The 18,099-nt window shown below is 48.1% G+C and carries 18 protein-coding genes and 1 other annotated feature; of the genes, 15 read left to right on the top strand and 3 right to left on the bottom strand.

What is annotated here, in order from left to right:
• Positions 1 to 166: 166 nt before the first annotated feature.
• The 9 genes from ABIA61_RS08695 (at position 167) to ABIA61_RS08655 (ending at position 6,372) form a co-directional block, all read left to right on the top strand.
• Positions 167 to 697 (top strand): YqeG family HAD IIIA-type phosphatase, encoded by a 531-nt coding sequence (locus ABIA61_RS08695; RefSeq protein ID WP_044645131.1) that lies wholly within the window; start codon positions 167 to 169, stop codon positions 695 to 697.
• On the top strand, positions 690 to 1,817 hold the full coding sequence (gene yqeH / locus ABIA61_RS08690; RefSeq protein WP_283652577.1) for a ribosome biogenesis GTPase YqeH: 1,128 nt from the start codon (positions 690 to 692) through the stop codon (positions 1,815 to 1,817). Before ABIA61_RS08695 ends, yqeH begins: the two co-directional genes overlap by 8 nt.
• Positions 1,818 to 1,922: 105 nt before the next feature.
• Positions 1,923 to 2,792, top strand: coding sequence for a shikimate dehydrogenase (gene aroE / locus ABIA61_RS08685; protein WP_404518707.1), 870 nt, complete (start codon positions 1,923 to 1,925; stop codon positions 2,790 to 2,792).
• A gap of 68 nt (positions 2,793 to 2,860) precedes the next feature.
• Positions 2,861 to 3,157 (top strand): ribosome assembly RNA-binding protein YhbY, encoded by a 297-nt coding sequence (gene yhbY, locus ABIA61_RS08680; RefSeq protein WP_014282548.1) that lies wholly within the window; start codon positions 2,861 to 2,863, stop codon positions 3,155 to 3,157.
• 18 nt (positions 3,158 to 3,175) lie between these two features.
• Positions 3,176 to 3,766: a nicotinate-nucleotide adenylyltransferase gene (gene nadD, locus ABIA61_RS08675; RefSeq protein ID WP_283652575.1), complete on the top strand. Its 591-nt coding sequence runs from the start codon at positions 3,176 to 3,178 to the stop codon at positions 3,764 to 3,766.
• Positions 3,750 to 4,346: a bis(5'-nucleosyl)-tetraphosphatase (symmetrical) YqeK gene (gene yqeK / locus ABIA61_RS08670; protein WP_283652574.1), complete on the top strand. Its 597-nt coding sequence runs from the start codon at positions 3,750 to 3,752 to the stop codon at positions 4,344 to 4,346. The genes nadD and yqeK overlap by 17 nt, the downstream gene beginning before the upstream one ends.
• Positions 4,343 to 4,690, top strand: a complete 348-nt coding sequence (gene rsfS / locus ABIA61_RS08665) for a ribosome silencing factor (protein WP_025682016.1) — start codon at positions 4,343 to 4,345, stop codon at positions 4,688 to 4,690. Before yqeK ends, rsfS begins: the two co-directional genes overlap by 4 nt.
• Complete coding sequence (locus ABIA61_RS08660) at positions 4,687 to 5,595, top strand: CvfB family protein (RefSeq protein ID WP_014282544.1); 909 nt, start codon at positions 4,687 to 4,689, stop codon at positions 5,593 to 5,595. The genes rsfS and ABIA61_RS08660 overlap by 4 nt, the downstream gene beginning before the upstream one ends.
• A 3-nt stretch (positions 5,596 to 5,598) precedes the next feature.
• On the top strand, positions 5,599 to 6,372 hold the full coding sequence (locus tag ABIA61_RS08655; protein ID WP_283652573.1) for a class I SAM-dependent DNA methyltransferase: 774 nt from the start codon (positions 5,599 to 5,601) through the stop codon (positions 6,370 to 6,372).
• A gap of 85 nt (positions 6,373 to 6,457) precedes the next feature.
• On the opposite strand, the gene ABIA61_RS08650 is transcribed toward ABIA61_RS08655, so the two are convergent.
• Positions 6,458 to 6,844 carry a tautomerase family protein gene (locus tag ABIA61_RS08650; protein WP_404580570.1) on the bottom strand — a complete coding sequence of 129 codons (387 nt, stop codon included), beginning with the start codon at positions 6,842 to 6,844 and terminating at the stop codon, positions 6,458 to 6,460.
• 175 nt (positions 6,845 to 7,019) lie between these two features.
• Positions 7,020 to 7,277: a binding site (T-box leader), on the top strand.
• A gap of 61 nt (positions 7,278 to 7,338) precedes the next feature.
• Between ABIA61_RS08650 and leuS the strand changes: the two genes are divergently transcribed.
• Entirely contained in the window at positions 7,339 to 9,777 is a 2,439-nt protein-coding gene (gene leuS / locus ABIA61_RS08645; protein ID WP_283652571.1) for a leucine--tRNA ligase, read from the top strand.
• On the opposite strand, the gene comER is transcribed toward leuS, so the two are convergent.
• Positions 9,758 to 10,603 carry a late competence protein ComER gene (comER, locus tag ABIA61_RS08640; RefSeq protein ID WP_283652570.1) on the bottom strand — a complete coding sequence of 282 codons (846 nt, stop codon included), beginning with the start codon at positions 10,601 to 10,603 and terminating at the stop codon, positions 9,758 to 9,760. The two genes, leuS and comER, sit on opposite strands and share 20 nt — an antisense overlap.
• Positions 10,604 to 10,884: 281 nt before the next feature.
• On the opposite strand from comER, the gene ABIA61_RS08635 reads away from it, so the two are divergent.
• From ABIA61_RS08635 to ABIA61_RS08625, 3 genes are all read left to right on the top strand, one after another.
• Positions 10,885 to 11,514, top strand: a complete 630-nt coding sequence (locus tag ABIA61_RS08635; protein WP_283657165.1) for a ComEA family DNA-binding protein — start codon at positions 10,885 to 10,887, stop codon at positions 11,512 to 11,514.
• Positions 11,515 to 11,593: 79 nt separating this feature from the next.
• Positions 11,594 to 12,112: a deoxycytidylate deaminase gene (locus tag ABIA61_RS08630; protein WP_404580569.1), complete on the top strand. Its 519-nt coding sequence runs from the start codon at positions 11,594 to 11,596 to the stop codon at positions 12,110 to 12,112.
• 227 nt (positions 12,113 to 12,339) lie between these two features.
• Positions 12,340 to 15,021 (top strand): ComEC/Rec2 family competence protein, encoded by a 2,682-nt coding sequence (locus ABIA61_RS08625; RefSeq protein WP_404580567.1) that lies wholly within the window; start codon positions 12,340 to 12,342, stop codon positions 15,019 to 15,021.
• An 89-nt stretch (positions 15,022 to 15,110) separates the two neighbouring features.
• Here ABIA61_RS08625 and ABIA61_RS08620 read toward each other — a convergent pair whose 3' ends face one another.
• A complete protein-coding gene (locus ABIA61_RS08620; protein WP_283652566.1) occupies positions 15,111 to 15,782 on the bottom strand; it encodes a TetR/AcrR family transcriptional regulator in 672 nt (223 codons plus the stop codon).
• Positions 15,783 to 15,956: 174 nt separating this feature from the next.
• Here ABIA61_RS08620 and ABIA61_RS08615 point away from each other — a divergent pair, with 174 nt between their 5' ends.
• Together ABIA61_RS08615 and ABIA61_RS08610 are read left to right on the top strand one after the other, a co-directional pair.
• Positions 15,957 to 16,928, top strand: coding sequence for an aldo/keto reductase (locus tag ABIA61_RS08615; protein ID WP_283652565.1), 972 nt, complete (start codon positions 15,957 to 15,959; stop codon positions 16,926 to 16,928).
• Positions 16,929 to 17,082: 154 nt separating this feature from the next.
• Positions 17,083 to 18,072: an iron-hydroxamate ABC transporter substrate-binding protein gene (locus ABIA61_RS08610; protein ID WP_283652564.1), complete on the top strand. Its 990-nt coding sequence runs from the start codon at positions 17,083 to 17,085 to the stop codon at positions 18,070 to 18,072.
• Positions 18,073 to 18,099: the final 27 nt, after the last annotated feature.

Here is an 18,099-nt window from a genome sequence, read left to right as displayed (position 1 = left end):
GGATCAGAAGGACGAAGGCTAAACCGTTTTTTACTCGGCTCGAAAGCTGCCGATTTATAATCTTCATCACATGCTCTGTAAAAAGCTGTCCGTTTGTTGCGGATAGCTTTTTACTAACCCCTATTAATATGGTATAGTTTGTCGTATGAAACTGAGGTGACCGACGTTGTTTGAAATGCTGATGCCCAAATTACGGGTAAATACCGTCTTTGATATTGATCTTGAAGGCTTGTATGCTCAAGGATATCGCGGCATTATTACGGATTTGGATAATACGCTGGTTGGTGCAAAAGCGCCGAATGCGACTCCCGAGCTGGTGGCCTGGTTTGAGAAGGTCAAACAGGCGGGTTTTAAGCTTGTCATCGTGTCCAACAATAATATGGGACGTGTATCTGTGTTCGCTACGCCTTTGGACATTGAATTTATACATGCCGCACGGAAGCCCTCCAACTCGTCCTTCCGCAGAGCCATCCGTATGATGGGACTTACCCCGGAAGAGACTATAATGGTCGGGGACCAAATGTTGACGGATGTATTGGGTGGCAACCGACTGGGATTGCACACGGTGCTGGTGCTGCCAATATCCATCCATGATGAAGGAATCATGACCCGCTTTAATCGGCGGTTGGAGCGAATCGCGCTCACAAGGTTACGTAAGAAAGGCTTATGGCTTGAGGAGGAAAAGAAGAATGACTGAAAGACCTGACGGCGGAACTGCTGTCAAATGTAGTGGGTGCGGTATCACGATGCAGACCACTAGCCCGGAGCTTCCGGGATATATTCCTGAAAAATTGCTTACACGCGAGCCTGTCATCTGTCAGCGCTGTTTCCGGATTAAAAACTATAATGAAACGTCTTCGGTAGCTGTGGATCAGGATGAGTTCCTGAAACTGCTCAGCCAAATTGGGGACAAGGACGCTCTCGTCATCCACATTGTGGACATTTTCGACTTTGAAGGCAGTCTGATTTCCGGCTTGCAACGTTTCGTAGGATCTAATCCGGTTGTACTGGCTGTGAACAAGACGGATTTGTTGCCTAAGGTAACGAACTGGAACAAGGTCCTCAACTGGGTGCAAAAGCAGGCTAAGGAGCAAGGACTTCGCACGGCCGATATCGTTCTGTGCTCGGCCAAAAAAAATCAGGGCTTTGATCGTCTGCTGGATGTGGTGTCCGAGTTGCGTGGCAATCGGGATGTGTATGTGGTCGGTGCAACAAATGTTGGTAAATCCACGCTCATTAACCGCTTGATCCGTGATCATAGCGATATGGAGCAGGAGTTAACAACATCCCGTTACCCGGGAACGACGCTGGATATGGTGAATATTCCGCTCGACGACGGTAAGCATATTATTGATACACCGGGTATTGTGTACCCTTGGCGGTTCAGTGAAATCGTGTCCCGGCAGGATTTGAGCGCCATTATGCCGGACAAGCCGCTGAAACCTGCTGCTTATCAGCTGGACCCCGGACAAACCTTGTTTTTCGGTGGGATGGCGAGGTTTGATTTTGTAGAAGGTCAACATCAATCGTTCACCTGCTACATCAACGGTAGTCTTAAAATTCATCGCACCAAGCTGGAGCGGGCGGATCAACTGTTCGAAGATCATGCCGGAGAACTGTTGTCACCGCCGACACGTGATCAGTTGGCAGATATGCCGGAATGGACAAGACATGAGTTCCGCGTTCCTCGTAAATCTCAATCGGATATTTATATCTCCGGTCTGGGATGGATCAGGGTCAATAGTGAGAACGGGGCTTTGGTAGCGGTTCATGCTCCTCGGGGAATCCGTGTCCTTCTACGGCCTTCGTTGATTTAACGAATGTTGAACCATGTGATCGGGCGGCAAGGAACAGATTCAGGTTCCTGCCGCCGTTCATGTATTTGTGCAGCCTAATATTTTGCAACATGGGGGAGAACGACGATGAGCAGCGGGGAGTCTGGAGTGACCGAACAAGGTCTTGTATTATTGGGCGTATTGGGTGATCCGATCAAGCACTCCAAATCGCCTCTCATGCATAAAGTAGCTTTAAAGGCAGCGGGGATAGAGGGGGATTTTGTTCCTCTTCACGTCAAGCCCGATCAGCTGGAGGACGCCATGAAGGGGATTCGGGCTTTGCATTTCCGCGGAGTCAATGTGACGATTCCCCATAAAGTTGAAGTTATGAAATATTTGGATGAGATTGATGAAGGAGCCAGACTCATCGGCGCTGTCAACACGATTGTGAACGACAACGGACGACTTAAGGGTTACAATACGGACGGGATCGGCTACGTGCGTTCCCTCAAAGAAGAGACTTCGGTCAAGCTGAAAGGCACAAGAATTGCGGTCCTCGGAGCCGGAGGTGCTGCCAGAGGTGTGATTCATGCGTTACTGGAGGAACAGCCGGAATCGGTCATTATTCTGAATCGGACACGCGATAAGGCCGAGCAGCTGGCATTGGAGTGGACGACGGAAGCAATCCCTGTGACGGGTTATTCTAACGATGAAGCGGAGAGCGTGCTTGCATCGGTGGATGTGCTGATCAATACGACCTCGGTAGGAATGTCTCCTCTATCCGATGAGCTTCCGCTGGAAACGAGTCTGATTCCAGAAGGAATCATTGTAAGTGATTTGATCTACAACCCGCTGGAAACGAGATTTTTGCGCGAAAGCCGTAAACAGCGCGGCTGCACCGTACACGGAGGCTTGGGCATGTTCGTGTATCAGGGAGCAGTGGCCTTTGAGTATTTTATGGGCGTAGCCCCTGCTGTAGACGAAATGAGAGCGGCTGTGCTGAGAAGCCTGTCGTAAGTCGGATTTTACACTAAAATTATGGAATTGCCGCATGGCATATGTGGTTATGAAGGAGTTAAGTATACATGTTAACAGGTAAACAAAAAAGGTATTTGCGCTCGATGGCGCATCATCTGGACCCGGTTTTTCAAGTAGGGAAAAACGGTACGAACGAGCATCTTATGCGTCACATTAACGATGCGATTGAAAAGCGCGAGCTGATGAAGGTGCAGATTTTGAACAACTGTCTGGATGACAAGCATGAAATTGCGGAAGAACTGGCTACGGAAACAGGTTCCGAGCTTGTACAGCTCATCGGGAGCACGATTATTTTGTACAAGGAATCCCGTGATAACAAGCAAATCGAGCTGCCTAGAGGATAAACACGCGGGGAGGAGACTATGAAAATCGGTATTATGGGCGGTACATTTGACCCGATTCATATTGGACATCTGCTGGCTGGAGAAGCGGCAAGGGATGCCTATGCGCTGGACCATGTATGGTTCATGCCTTCCCATATCCCTCCCCACAAGCACCAGGCGGGGGCTAGCGGCACAGAGCGGCTGGAGATGACGAGTGAAGCGGTGGCGGGCCATCCTGCTTTTGGAGTGTTAGATATTGAAGTGCTTCGAGGTGGGGTATCTTATACTATTGACACGATCAAAGAGCTTCAGGAGCTGCATCCTGCTGTAGATTTTTATTTTATTATCGGCGCGGATATGGTGAATTACTTACCTCATTGGCAGGGGATTGAGGAGCTGGCACAGCGAATTTGTTTTATCGGTGTCCGGCGTCCCGGTTTCCAGCTTGCGCTGAATGAACTACCGCATTATTTGCAGAACAAGGTGCTGCTGGCGGATATGCCGGTGGTGGATATTTCTTCGACGGATATTCGGGAACGTGTTGCGGAAGGGCGCACCATTCGCTATCTTGTGCCTGATCGTGTGCATGACTACATTACAAGGGGCGGTTTGTATGAAGTACAGCCGTGAGCAATTGATGGAGGCTGTATCCGGTCAAATGCCTGAAAAACGCTGGAAGCACACACTGGGTGTCATGCATACCTCCGTGGAGCTTGCCAAGCGGTATGGCGCGGACCCGGATAAGGCCGAATTAGCGGCTATTTTGCATGATGTAGCGAAATATTGGTCCGTTCAGCAGATGGAGGAAGTGATTCGCAGTCATCCCGAATGTGACCAGGAGCTTTTGCAGCATGACAAGCAACTGTGGCATTCTGAGGTAGGATATTGCGTTGCAGCGAGAGACTATGGGGTGGAAGACTCTGAAATACGGAATGCCATTCGCTGGCATACCTCAGGCCGTGTGGGCATGAGTTTGCTGGACAAGGTCGTGTGTCTCGCTGATTATATCGAACCGGGACGAGATTTCCCTGGGGTAGATCATATCCGCAAACAGGCGAAAAAAAGTTTGGAGCAGGGTCTTGTCGCTGGATTTGATTCCACGATTTCACTGCTGCTGGAGAAGCAAAAGGTTATTTTTCCGCTGACGGTACTGTCGCGAAATGATCTGATCCAACAACTTAAACAGAGAAAATCGGAGGTTCATGAATGACCATAACTAATGAGAAATTAATGCAAATTACGGTTGAGGCCGCTGAAGATAAGAAGGCCATGAATATTGTAGCCCTTGACTTGCGGGGCGTATCCCTTGTCGCGGATTATTTTGTAATCTGCCACGGTAATTCGGATACTCAGGTACAGGCGATTGTGACGGAAATTCGCAAACGCGCTCATGATGAAGGTACAACAATCAAAGGGATCGAAGGAATGGATTCCGGCCGCTGGGTTCTGATGGACTTGGGAGATGTCGTAGTGCATGTCTTCCATCGCGACGAGCGTGAATATTATAACATTGAAAGACTTTGGTCGGACGCTAAGGTTGTGGAGAAGGTATGAATCTGATTGCTGGTACTTATGTCACGATTATGGTAGATCGTGAGGTATCCCCTTTCGGCTACTTTCTCACAGTTGGCGATCAGGATGTACTGCTGCATTATACGGAGCTGACACGTGAGATTGAGGTTGGAGAACGGCTGGAAGTATTTATTTTTCACGATACAGAGGACCGTTTGGCCGCTACCATGAAAAAACCGTTCCTGTCGTTGGGCGAACTGGCAAAGCTACAGGTGGCGGATGTGCATCCGCGTCTGGGTTGTTTTCTGGAAATGGGATTGGGTCGTCAATTGCTGCTGCCGATTCGTGAGTTGCCTGAGAACCGGGATTTGCATCCTCAGGTGGGCGACTACGTCTATGCTATCATGGAACATGATAAGCAGGGCAGGCTGCGAGCGAAGCTGGCGGGTGAGCAAGAGCTGGCTCCATTGTCCTTCCATGCACCTGATTCATGGCTCAATACGTGGGTGCAGGCGACGGTGTACAAGCCGCTTCAGATGGGGACATTTGTCCTGGTGGACGGAGGCGTGCTTGGTTTTGGCGCGATTGGCATGATCCATTCCTCGGAACGTAACCGGATGCTTCGTTTGGGTGAAGAGGTGAAGGTACGGGTCACACTGGTTCGTGAAGACGGTCGGGTGAATTTGGCGATGTCGCCGCGCAAGGAAGTGGGCCGTGATGAGGATGCGGATCGTCTCATTGCCTTTTTGAAAGAGCGGCCGGGTGGCGGTATGCCTTATTCCGACGCCACGCCGCCGGATATTATTAAGCAACGGTTTGGTATCAGTAAATCCGCCTTCAAGCGTGCCATGGGCAAGCTGATGAAGGAAGGGCTGGTTACGCAAAAGGAAAACTGGACCTATCTGGTGGAGAAAATGCCTGAACCGAAGGACGGGAATGGGGAATAAAAAATGGCTTCTTACCGGAAGTTTGCCTATGTGTATGATGAGCTGATGCAGGACATGCCGTACCCGGACTGGCTGCGTTTTGCTCGGCAGGCCTGGGATCAGCATGGTATGCCGCATACGGTGGCAGAGCTGGGCTGTGGGACGGGCTCCATTACGATTCCACTGGTCAACTCGGGCTTCGAGGTGGCTGGCATCGACTTGTCTTCAGATATGCTGGCAGTAGCCCGTCGCAAAATGGAAACGACTACGCAAGGACAGCGTTTGTTCCGTGAGGGTAGCATTCGCTGGATAGAGCAGGATATGCGGGAATGGAGTTTACCAGAGCCTGTGGATTCTGTCATTTCTTTTTGCGATTGTCTGAATTATTTGCTGGAGGAAGAGGACATTACTGCTACTTTTCGCAGAACGTATGCCGGTCTTAAGCCTGGCGGAACCTTTCTGTTCGATGTACATCATCCCCAGACGTTTGTGCGTTATGATGATGAGCAGCCCTTTGTACTGGACGAGCGCTCCATCTCATATATCTGGACTTGTGCGTTGGACACTCCGCGCTGTGAAATTGAGCATCATCTCAGCATTTTTGCGAGAGCAGAAAATGAAGGGCGCGATGTATACCAGCGGTTCGAGGAGATTCATGTGCAACGTGCCTATGACCCGGACTGGATGAAAACGGAATTGTCCAAAGCCGGTTTTCGCGATGTGAAGGTATATGCGGACTTTGAATGGGTAGAAGCAGTAGATGACGCGGCCAGATTATTTTATGTTGCTGTAAAATAATGAAGCTTTATCAGGCTAATATAGGACAAAGAAAGACGCTTTTCATGATGACATGAAGGGCGTCTTTTTGCATAAGAGCTTCAAATTATATGTTTACTTTATAGTTCAGTTGAAGTTCATCACCGGGTACACCGCGAATGCCCCAATTCTGTTTCGGTGTCTCGAATATAGTAATTTCAAGATCCTGCGGGGCAATGCCTAAATTGTTAATTCTTTGGAATAGCAGCTGGATGAGGTGCTTTTTAGCCTCTGTCGTTCTGCCTTCAAACACACTAATTTCAATAATGGTGTATGCCTGCGAGCGATCGTGGGCAAATATGAAGTCTTCCTGATTCATCGGGAAAAAACGATGAAACCTTTTGTCGGGGGGATATTGGAACGCATCCACCACAGCGAAGTGAATCACATCTGAAAGTTGCTCCTTGATTGGATTCAGTGCTTCTTTTATTCCGTAAATTTTAATTTGTGCCATGTCTCAGCTCACCTTTCTCATCTCAACTCATCTCAATCTGGCTCGGAGCTAATTATAAAACATTTGCCTCCGTGTGTCATGGAGCAAACGAATGAAGTTGGTGTTTAGCACCAGATGTAGTCCTTATTTGACTTTTTTCGCGGTTTTCAATATAATAGTGCCATTATTAACGGTTAAACAATCGCTGATGAGGAATAGTAGTTTTGTCTGGACATGTAGAGAGCCGGCGGATGGTGCAAGCCGGTTGACAGTGCAAAGTGAACTCGCCTCGGAGATATGCGCCCAACGCAGGAATGCCCTATACAGGTGCTTGAACCCTGTTATTAACCCGCATCGGATCACCTCCGTTATCAGGTGCAAAGGGAGTAGAAGGCGAAGAACGCTTTCTGCTAACTAGGGTGGTACCACGGGAATATAACCTCTCGTCCCTAGCGCTGACACGCTACGGGATGCAGAGGTTTTTTTGTTGCATACCGTTTGAGGAGGAAATGACAATGACAGACACACAGCCGAAGCACGGCTATCAACCGCAAAGTATTGAACCAAAATGGCAGAAATATTGGGATGAGAACAAAACGTTCCGTACCGGGGAAGAGCCGGGCAAACCGAAGTTTTATGCTTTGGATATGTTCCCGTACCCGTCTGGAGCTGGTCTGCATGTAGGCCACCCGGAAGGTTACACGGCAACGGATATTGTTTCACGGTATAAAAGAATGCGCGGCTATAACGTACTGCATCCGATGGGTTGGGACGCCTTCGGTCTGCCTGCCGAGCAGCATGCGCTGGATACGGGAGAGCATCCACGTGAAATTACGGTAAAAAATGTTAATAACTTCCGCCGTCAAATCAAATCGCTTGGCTTTTCATACGACTGGGATCGTGAAATCAGCACAACAGACCCCGATTATTATAAATGGACACAGTGGATTTTCATACAGCTGTATAAGCGCGGTCTTGCTTATGTAGCTGAAGTGCCTGTGAACTGGTGTCCTGCATTGGGAACGGTGTTGGCGAATGAAGAAGTAATTGACGGCAAGAGTGAGCGTGGCGGTCATCCGGTTATCCGCAAACCTATGCGTCAATGGATGCTGAAAATAACGGAATATGCTGATCGTCTGCTGGATGATTTGGAGGAGCTGGATTGGTCCGAAAGCATTAAAGATATGCAGCGGAACTGGATCGGCAAGTCTACTGGGGCAGAGGTTCATTTTCCAATTGAAGGCCATGACAAGCAATTAACGGTATTTACAACCCGCCCGGATACGCTGTTCGGCGCAAGCTACTGTGTGCTGGCTCCTGAGCAGGAATTGGTGGATGTTATCACTACACCTGAGCAAAAGGATGCCGTAAATCAATACCGTGAACAAGCTGCCCGTAAAAGCGATCTGGAGCGTACGGATCTGGCGAAGGATAAAACGGGTGTCTTCACAGGCGCTTACGCGGTGAATCCGGTGAACGGTGAAAAGCTGCCGATCTGGATTGCTGACTATGTGCTGGCAGGCTACGGAACAGGCGCGATCATGGCTGTACCAGGTCACGACACACGTGACTGGGAATTTGCGAAGCAATTCGGGCTGAATATCATTGAGGTTGTCCAAGGTGGAGACGTGGCTAAAGAGCCATACACCGAGGATGGTCCGCACGTCAACTCAGGTCCGCTGAATGGACTTACGAATGAGGAAGCCATTCCGAAGATGATTGAATGGCTTGAAGCCGAGGGTAAAGGACAAGGAAAAGTGACGTACCGCTTGCGCGACTGGCTGTTCAGCCGTCAACGCTATTGGGGCGAGCCGATTCCGGTGATTCATCTGGAAGATGGAACGATCAAAACAGTTTCTGAGGATCAACTGCCGCTCGTACTGCCGGAAATGGATAACATCAAGCCTTCAGGCACAGGAGAGTCCCCGTTGGCCAATGCGACGGACTGGGTAGAAACTATTGATCCCGAGACGGGCTTGAAAGCACGCCGTGAGACGAACACCATGCCACAATGGGCGGGAAGCTGCTGGTATTACCTGCGCTATATTGATCCGCATAACGATAAAGAGCCTGTATCCAAGGAGAAGCAGCGCGAATGGCTGCCTGTGGATCTGTACATCGGCGGTGCGGAACATGCGGTTCTTCACTTGCTGTATGCTCGTTTCTGGCACAAGGTGCTGTATGATATTGGCGTTGTAGAAACAAAAGAGCCTTTCTACAAGCTGGTCAACCAGGGTATGATTCTAGGCAACAATAATGAAAAAATGAGTAAATCACGCGGTAATGTCATCAACCCTGACGATATTGTGAATACGTTTGGCGCGGATACGCTGCGCATTTATGAGATGTTTATGGGGCCGCTGGAAGCGACCAAGCCTTGGAGCGAAAACGGGGTTGAGGGAGCGCATCGTTTTCTGTCCCGTGTATGGCGCCTGTTCGTTTCCGAGGATGGCAGCCTGAACGATAAAATTTCAAATGAAGGCGGCAGTGATGAGTTCAATCGGACCTGGCATAAAACGCTGAAGAAAGTAACCGAGGATCTGGACGCGCTGCGCTTCAATACGGCGATCAGCCAACTGATGATTTTTACCAATGATGCATACAAAGCAGACCGTTTGCCGCGTGCAGCAATGGAAAACTTCGTGCAAATGCTGTCGCCGCTTGCACCGCATCTGGCCGAGGAACTGTGGCAGCTGCTGGGACACAACGAAAGCATTACCTACGCGGCTTGGCCTGCTTATGATGAAGCATGGACGGTGGATGCCGAAGTGGAAATTGTGGTGCAGGTGAACGGTAAAATCGTGCAGCGTGCGACGATTGCCAAAGACCTTGACGCCAAAGCGATGGAGGCATTCGCTCTGTCGCTGGACAACGTTCAGCAGGCGCTGGCCGGTAAAACGGTTCGCAAGGTGATTGCAGTACCAGGCAAACTGGTCAATATTGTTGCGGGTTAATCGGCTTTAAGCCGAAGGAGGCGTCTATCTTTTGCATGTCCTCCTCATACTTGTTGTGTGTGGCCCGTATCAGCTCGGGGAAGACGCTGTGCAGGCTGATGTCCAGCAGTGCGAGGGCTTCAGCGGTAATACCTCCGGGAACTGCTACCCTCGCCTGCAACTCGGCTGGTGTCATTCCGCCCTCAGTAAGCAGCTTTCCTGTGCCGATAATCATTTCACCAGCCAGGGCGCATAGTTCCGTACGGTCTATACCCGTGGCCTGAACCGCAGCATGAATCCACTGGTCCATAAAAAAGGCTAGGAAAGCAGGGCCGCAGCTGGAAAAATCCGACGTAATACGTGTATGGGATTCCTTAACCCGAATCGGCCTGCTAATGTGGGACATAAGCTCTTCCAGAAGGGAGCGATCCTCCTCTGTAATCCGGCTGCCATGGATGCATAGTGAGGCTCCGCTGCCTACCTGGTGGGTAATGCTGGGAATAATTTTGGACACTTTGGCTTTCAGTGAATGCTCCAGGATGCGTAGCTGTACCGGACTTGTAATAGAAACGACGATTTGCTCTTCTGTAATGACGTTGCGTATTTCATCCGTTACGGCTTTGGATTCCAGCGGCTTCACGCAGATAAACAGGATATCGCTATCCGCTGCCGTCTCACGGTTGCTTTGGGCTGCATGTAATCCTGGATAACGACGGGCCAGCTCGGCTACCTTGGAATACGTTCGATTGCTTGCTGATATTTGCTGTGGTTTAAGTGCGTTGGAATGAATAAAAGATTCAATCAGCAGACTTCCCATGCTGCCAGTCCCGATAAATCCAACTTTCATCGTTCAACGTCCTCCTTTCATACTTTGCGGTATAGACGCTGTCATTCTTCTTAGTGTATGCACCCGGTCTTGGCCGACATGACGAATTTTATGTCTGAGCATGTTAGATCGTGCCCAAGGTCGTACCACTCTTTGGAAAATGGCTCACAGCGAGACCGTATGGAGGTTGTTTACATCCTCCGGTTAACGGGAATAGGACAGGCTTGCTCTGTTCGATTGAGACGCTGTATTGAGTGGCTCACTTTCCCTAAAATCTATGTGGAGAAGGGGACAAAATGGAAATGAACCGCTTATGGACTGGAACGGCAATAGTGCTTTCCCTAATCGGCAGTGGGCTTATTCTGTTTGCTGGTGGGCAGCGTCCAGAGCCGGAAGAAGAGTGGCAGGTGCTTAATCATAAGGTGGAGCAGGCTTTAGCGGTAGAGCCGGAGCAAAATGAGTCACGGAGCAATAGCGGCCAGACTCAGGGAAAGAGTGCTGTAGCCGAAGCCTCAGGCAAAGCTGAACTCAGTTCGGGTGGCGAAGGAGCTGGCCATGTGAAGCGTGAGGCTGTACAGGATTCTGCTGGTGCATCGGTCGATGGAAGCGAAAGCTCCAGTACCATAAAGCAGTCTGAGGTGATGGATTCGAGTTCCGTTACTGGCGTTGAAAGCTCGAATGCCACGACGAACAGGTCGAATACAGCAGGCGATCCGGTTGCTTCATCCGCTTCCGGTGAAAAAAAGGTGAACATTAATACGGCGACTGCTGCTGAGTTAATGGAACTGCCAGGGGTTGGAGCTAAAAAGGCCGAAGCGATTCTGAGCTATCGTAATCAGCATGGGCCGTTCAAGCGTGTGAGCGATTTGGATCATGTGAAGGGAATCGGTGCTAAAATGTTGGCGAAAATGAAGCCTTACGTCAGCTTATAAGTGGACATGTGGCAAGGCTGTCAGGATGGCTTTAGCGGATATATTTACGTTGTAACTTGTGTTTACGGGAGAGATGGATATGAGTACAGATGTACGCAAGGACTGGGACACCTATTTTATGGATATCGCTTATATGGTATCCACCCGTTCACGCTGCTCGCGGCGTCATGTTGGAGCCGTACTTGTACAAGGCAAAAAGCTTTTGGGCACGGCCTATAATGGTGCACCATCCGGGGTACCCGACTGCTCTGAGGCAGGCTGTATGATTTCGGAGGAGTACGAAGTCGTTCATCGCGAGGGGCGGGATGAAATGGTTAAGAAGCAGCGCTGTATCCGCACTATTCATGCGGAGCAGAACTTGCTGCTGTTCACCGACCGCATTGATCGTGAAGGGTCCTCAGTATATGTGACCGACCAGCCATGCTGGACGTGTGCCAACATGCTGGCGAACAGCGGAATTGTGGAGATCGTATACCACCGACCTTACCCAAAGGATGCCGACAAGGTTCGTGGCATGATGGAGCAAAAAGGGATTGCCTTCCGTATGCTGGATAACTACCATCCACCGAAAGAAACGCTGATGGATGTTATGAATTAAAATGTATGAATTAAGACTTGATGAATTAAAGAGTAACCGAGGAAGAACCTCTGACGAATGCTATTTTGTCAGGGGTTCTTTTTTGTTTTGCGGTTTGGACACAGAGCAATATTCTGCTATCGGGAGGTGGTTGTATTCAAGCCAAACTTGTTTTAAGCAGACCTATCTTAGCCCTTACGGTATGTTGGATTACGGGGAGTGCAGGAGCTTGTTTGTATTCCGGACGTATGCTTCTATTGCTCTGGGCGGGCGTCACGTTGATTTTTCCTCTTATGGCTCTACTGATGAAGATTCCCGTCCGGCATGTGGTGTTATTATGGCTTGCCTTGAGCGGAGGTGGATTCCATTGGGCTTGGCATGATATGCATAATGTGAGCCATATTCCTGAGGCTCTTCACGTATCGGCCTCCAAGCTGGAAGACGTGCCTGTTCGTGCATCCGGGTTCATCGCTTCCGAGGTACAGGTAGACGGTGATCGGGCACAGTTTGAGATGAGGATTAATGCAATAAGCAGTATGGGAAGTGATTCTCAAAATGACACTTTTCAGGGCGGAGTTGGGAAGAGCGAAGCTATTTCTGAACAGGTTATCGTACACATCAAGCTGGCTGCCAAACAGGAACAGCAACTGGCGGCAGGATGGCAGCGTGGAGATGCAATTCAACTGCGTGGTAGCTTAAAGGCTCCTGCAAAAGCGGGGAACTTTGGCGGCTTTGATTACAATGAATACCTGCATACACAGGAGATTCACTGGCTTTTCAAAGGGAATGGGGCCGCTTCGCTACAGAAGCAGCAAGCTTCGCAGTGGAACCGTTACACCTTGTTCAGGTGGAATGATCAGCTTAGGGAGCAATTAGGGCAACGGATGGAATCGGCATTTGGTTCTCTTCATCACGCAGGATATATGAAAGGACTTGTACTAGGAGTTACGGATGAGCTGGACCCGGCAACGTATAACGAATTTACGCAGCTTGGATTAACGCATATTTTAGCGATATCCGGTATGCATGTGGCGGTATATGCAGCTACACTACTGTATTTGTTCAAGCTATTGCGAGTGAGTCGTGAGACGTCTCTTACGGTCGTGATGGTGCTTATTCCGGCTTATGTACTGCTGACAGGTGCTTCTCCCTCTGTTGTGAGGGCTGGAATTATGGCCATGATCGGCCTGTTTGCAGCCAGACGGGGAATGCTCAAGGACGGGCTTAGTATTTTGAGTGTGTCTGCGTTATTGATGTTGCTTTGGAATCCGTATTACCTGCTTAGTGTCAGTTTTCAGCTTTCTTTTCTGGTAACAGCCGGACTGCTCATTTATATGCCGCTGATGAAGCCGTTTTTCGCCAAATGGCCTCTTCTGATCGGCGGCGAAATTGCGATTACGATCACAGCGCAGCTTGTTTCGTTTCCGATGACAGTCTTCTACTTTAATCAGTTTTCGCTGCTATCGTTTGCGGCTAATTTTGTGCTTGTTCCACTTATTACGTATATCGTGCTTCCACTGGGAACGGTGGCGATGGGAATCACCTTTCTATGGGAGGACGGGGGACGTATCATTGCGTGGCCAGCAGAGCAGCTGAACGAACTGACCTTTTGGCTTGTAAAATGGATGAACGTGGATGACACTTATGTGAGTATTTGGCCGTCTTCCTCCATTCTGTGGGTCATAGCGTATTATGCTGCTTTGTACAGTATTCTGTACTGGCTCAAAACATGGATGATATCTCGAAGGCGAACAGATGAATCTCTGGGCTTTGAGGTAGCACTGGATAAGGACAAGGGGAGGCTTTCAGCCGGACGCAATTTGGTGGGACAAAGCACATCCGTTCCCATGCCATCACCCATACATACAGGATTAGCGGCATCTGCGGAGTGGGCAGCTATATTGCAGACGGAGCATGAGCCTGAAGGAGCAGGCAAATATGCACGTCGACAGTGGAATGGTAATAGTCATTTGGCGCTGGCCGTAAGCGGTATTGGCTGGCTTGGCATTCTGTGTATAGGTTATATAACTCCAGGTGATGGGAATACGGGAATGGTTCAATACCTGGATGTGGGCCAAGGCGACAGCATTTTGATTACAACGCCGAGTGGTAAACACATTTTGGTGGATGGTGGGGGCACGATGGATTTTACGACAGGAAAAAATGCTTGGCGTAAGCGAAAAGACCCCTACGAGGTAGGTGAGGATACGATTGTGCCCTTATTGAAGCAGCGCGGTGTACATCGGCTGGATGCTGTCATTTTAACGCATGGAGATCATGACCACGCTGGGGGATTGCAGGCTGTGCTTGACCAGATTCCAGTATCGGCCTTGGTTTTGAACGGCACCCTGACAGACAAGGCACCTTTCCGCAAGCTATTGAACACGGCTGTAAACAAGCAGGTCAAGCTGTACGGTGCGCATTATGGTATGGAGTGGAGACCGGATCAGGATACGAAAATCCGCTTTATTCATCCGCTTCCGTTGCAGGAGGACGAAACCGGAAGTTTGCCCGTTGTGAAGGAACAAAATCATTATTCCGTTGCAATGATATTGGAGATGGAGGGGGCTTCCTTTTTGTTCACAGGAGATATGGATGATGCAGCAGAATCGTTGTTGCTCTCCGAGTTAACTCATTCTCCTTTCCATACCGAAGCAAAAGGGGAAACGGTGGCTGTAAGGCAAGTGGTAGACGTCATGAAAATAGCACATCACGGTAGCAAGCATTCCACCTCGGAAGAATGGTTATCCTACTGGCGACCGAAGGTATCCGTCATTTCAGTCGGAGCGAGCAACACGTATGGGCATCCAAATGAAGCGGTATTGGGTCGTTTATCGGCGGTTGATTCTGCTATATATCGGACAGATACGATGGGAGAGGTGCAAATCCGTGCGCACCAAGGCAAATTGAGTGTGCGGCACAAAAAATGAGGAGTTTGAAAAATTCTCAAATACAAACAAGCAGGCGCTGTGGCAGCCTGCTTTTAACTTGACCGGAATGGACCTAATTCTCAATGAATTTAGTATAGTTCCTTGGAGATTTTTTGGGCCAGATGCTCAATTCTAGGTATCATCGATGCGTCATCTACGCTTTGAATTTTCTCAGGCTTAAATAATTGAACCTTTTTTAATTGGTAGAAGTCATACAAGACCTGATAAATCGTCAAGTGGTTTAACATTAAGTATTTAATATCAGTCATGGACCGCAATAGCTCATCCTGCAATATTAATAGTTTGCCATTGACTTGGTTGAACACCCCTTTTTGTATGCCCTCTTCATAAAATTCTAACAATTGCTGTTCTTGGAACTGCAACGCTATCCTTAAGCGATCATACTTCTCAGGATATATGTGCTCCAGTTCATTTAAAAAAATGTCTGTAATATATACAGCAAGTAAAATTGATTTTTCAAAAAGCTGCTGAAACCGAGTCCCGTACAATTGATCTGTATCCAATGAATCCATAACCAATTCGTTGATAAACTCAATAAAATTGTTCACAACGTATTCTATAACTTCTTCTTTCGTTGAAAAGTATTTATATAAGGTTGCTCTACTTATATCCATAATTTTTGCGATTTCATCCATACGTAATGTCTGAAATCCGTGTTTTTTTACATAGGGAGCCAGCTTCATGCTGAGTTTAATGCATGTCTCGTTTTTTTTATCTATTACCTTGCTATCGTCGGTCACATCATTAGCCTCCAATCCTGCTTTATTATAACTGATATCCATAATGGAATATATATTATACACTCCAAAAACAATATAGACAAAAAACGTATATTTTGTTTGAATTGTGTTTTTTGATGTGCTATGATGAATCTCGAAGTTAAAAAATGAAGATTTGGAAGAGAGGTCAACTACATGAAAACACGTAACCTGGGTAATAGTGATTTGGTCGTTTCATCTCTTGGTTTGGGTTTAATGGGCATGTCTCCTGGAATATACGGTGAAACTAATGATGACGAATCGATTCGGACGATTCATCGCGCTTTAGAGTTAGGTGTCACCTTGCTGGATACTGCGGATGTATATGGTAATGGACATAATGAGGAGCTACTGGGACGAGCTTTAAAAGGCCGCAGGGAACAAGCCGTTATTGCTACAAAGTTTGCTTTTGGCCCTAATTTTGAAGGCATTAATGGTCATCCGGATTATGTAAAAAAGGCAGCGGACGAAAGTCTTCGTCGGTTAGGTGTGGACTATATTGATCTTTATTACCAGCACCGGGTAGATCCGAATGTTCCTATTGAGGAAACCGTAGGGGCTATGGCTGAGCTTGTAAAGACCGGGAAAGTTCGTTATCTCGGCTTGTCAGAGGCATCTGCTGCTACAGTTCGTCGCGCACATGCGGTACATCCCATCTCTGCTTTACAAACCGAATATTCTCTGTGGAGTCGGGAGATTGAGGATGAAATCCTGCCTGTGATAAAAGAATTGGGAATCACGCTTGTGGGTTACAGCCCTTTGAGCAGAGGCTTTATTTCCGGCGAGTTGCGTAAATTTGAGGATCTTGAAGCTAGTGATGTTCGCAGATATATGCCGCGCTTCCAAGGTGATAATTTCCAGAAAAATGTTGATCTTGTCGATAAGATTAAAGAAGTTGCCCAAGAGAAGAATTGCACTCCTTCCCAATTAGCATTAGCATGGACCATAGCGAATGGCGCATTGCCAATTCCGGGAACCAAACGTGTAAAATATTTGGAGGAAAATGCAACATCCGTGGATGTTGAACTGACCACAGAAGATTTAGCTCTCATCGAAGCCGTGAGTCCCAAAAATAAGGTGCATGGCAGCCGATATGCTGATGCCCAATTGGACACTTTGGATCAATAAGCACAAGAGCGACTCAGGTAAAACACTAAAACATATGCTCACTCTAAGGAGTGGGCTTTTTGCTATTAACACAACCTGCATGGACATAACCTAAGAGCTTTGATAGAATCTAATAGTATTGAAAATGAGAATCATTATTAATGGGAGGACTATTGTGAACTATTTAAAATTCCGAACTTTGGCTTGCCTGTTGATTATTTCATTAATGCTGGTACTGAGCGCATGCGCTACGAATGGAGGAGGAATGGCAACGGATAATGGGACAACGGCTGATTCCAAAACTGCGTCTACTGGTGATGCAGCTGCCACACGTACATATGAAAGCGATAAAGGTACAGTTACTATTCCTGAACATCCACAGCGTGTCGTTGTAGCGGTCGGCGACTATGTAGGCGATGTTCTTGCACTTGGGATTACACCTGTAGGGGCTCCAGACACTGTATTCGATGCTCCATACTATAAAAAATACTTGAATGGTGTTGAAAATATCGGTGATAGCTCCGCACTGTCCCTTGAAAAGGTGACCACCCTGAATCCGGATCTGATCATTACCTATGATGAGAAAGCTTATGAAAATCTGAAAAAAATAGCGCCTACTGTATTCATTCCATATGGTACATATAATTATAAGGACCGTCTGATAGAGCTGGGCAAGGTGTTGAACAAGGAGCAGGAAGCGAAGAAATGCCTGGCTGATTTTGCGTCCAGGATTGCTGAGAAGAAACAGGCTTTGTCTGATGTTATTGATTCAGGTAAAAAAATTGCTATTTTTGAGATAACGGGCAAAGAATTATATCTCTATGGCAAGTCCTACGGACGGGGAGGAGCCGTACTTTACGATGAGTTGGGGCTTCATGCCCCGGCGAAGGTAGAAAAGGCGGCGTTCGAACAGGGCTGGGCCAGTATTTCGATGGAGGCTTTACCGGAGATGCTGGGCGATGCCGATTACCTGATGCTGGGGATTAGGGGAGATGGAGTAGATCAGGGGAAAGATATTGAATCTAAAAGCGTATGGAAAAATCTTCCTTCTGTTAAAGCAGGGAAAATATATCAGTATTCGATTGACGACTTTTATTTTCAGGACCCGATTGCCCTGAATTACCAGTTAGAGCTCATATCGGATTTCCTGATTTCCAAGAAGTAACAATATGCAAGTTCAATTCGACAGATT

The sequence above is a fragment of the Paenibacillus sp. RC21 genome (assembly GCF_044907935.1).
In the GTDB taxonomy this organism is placed as follows: Bacteria; Bacillota; Bacilli; order Paenibacillales; family Paenibacillaceae; genus Paenibacillus; species Paenibacillus terrae_A.
The sequence above is the reverse complement of the archived record's forward strand: the minus strand, read 5'-3'. Positions and strand labels throughout refer to the sequence as shown.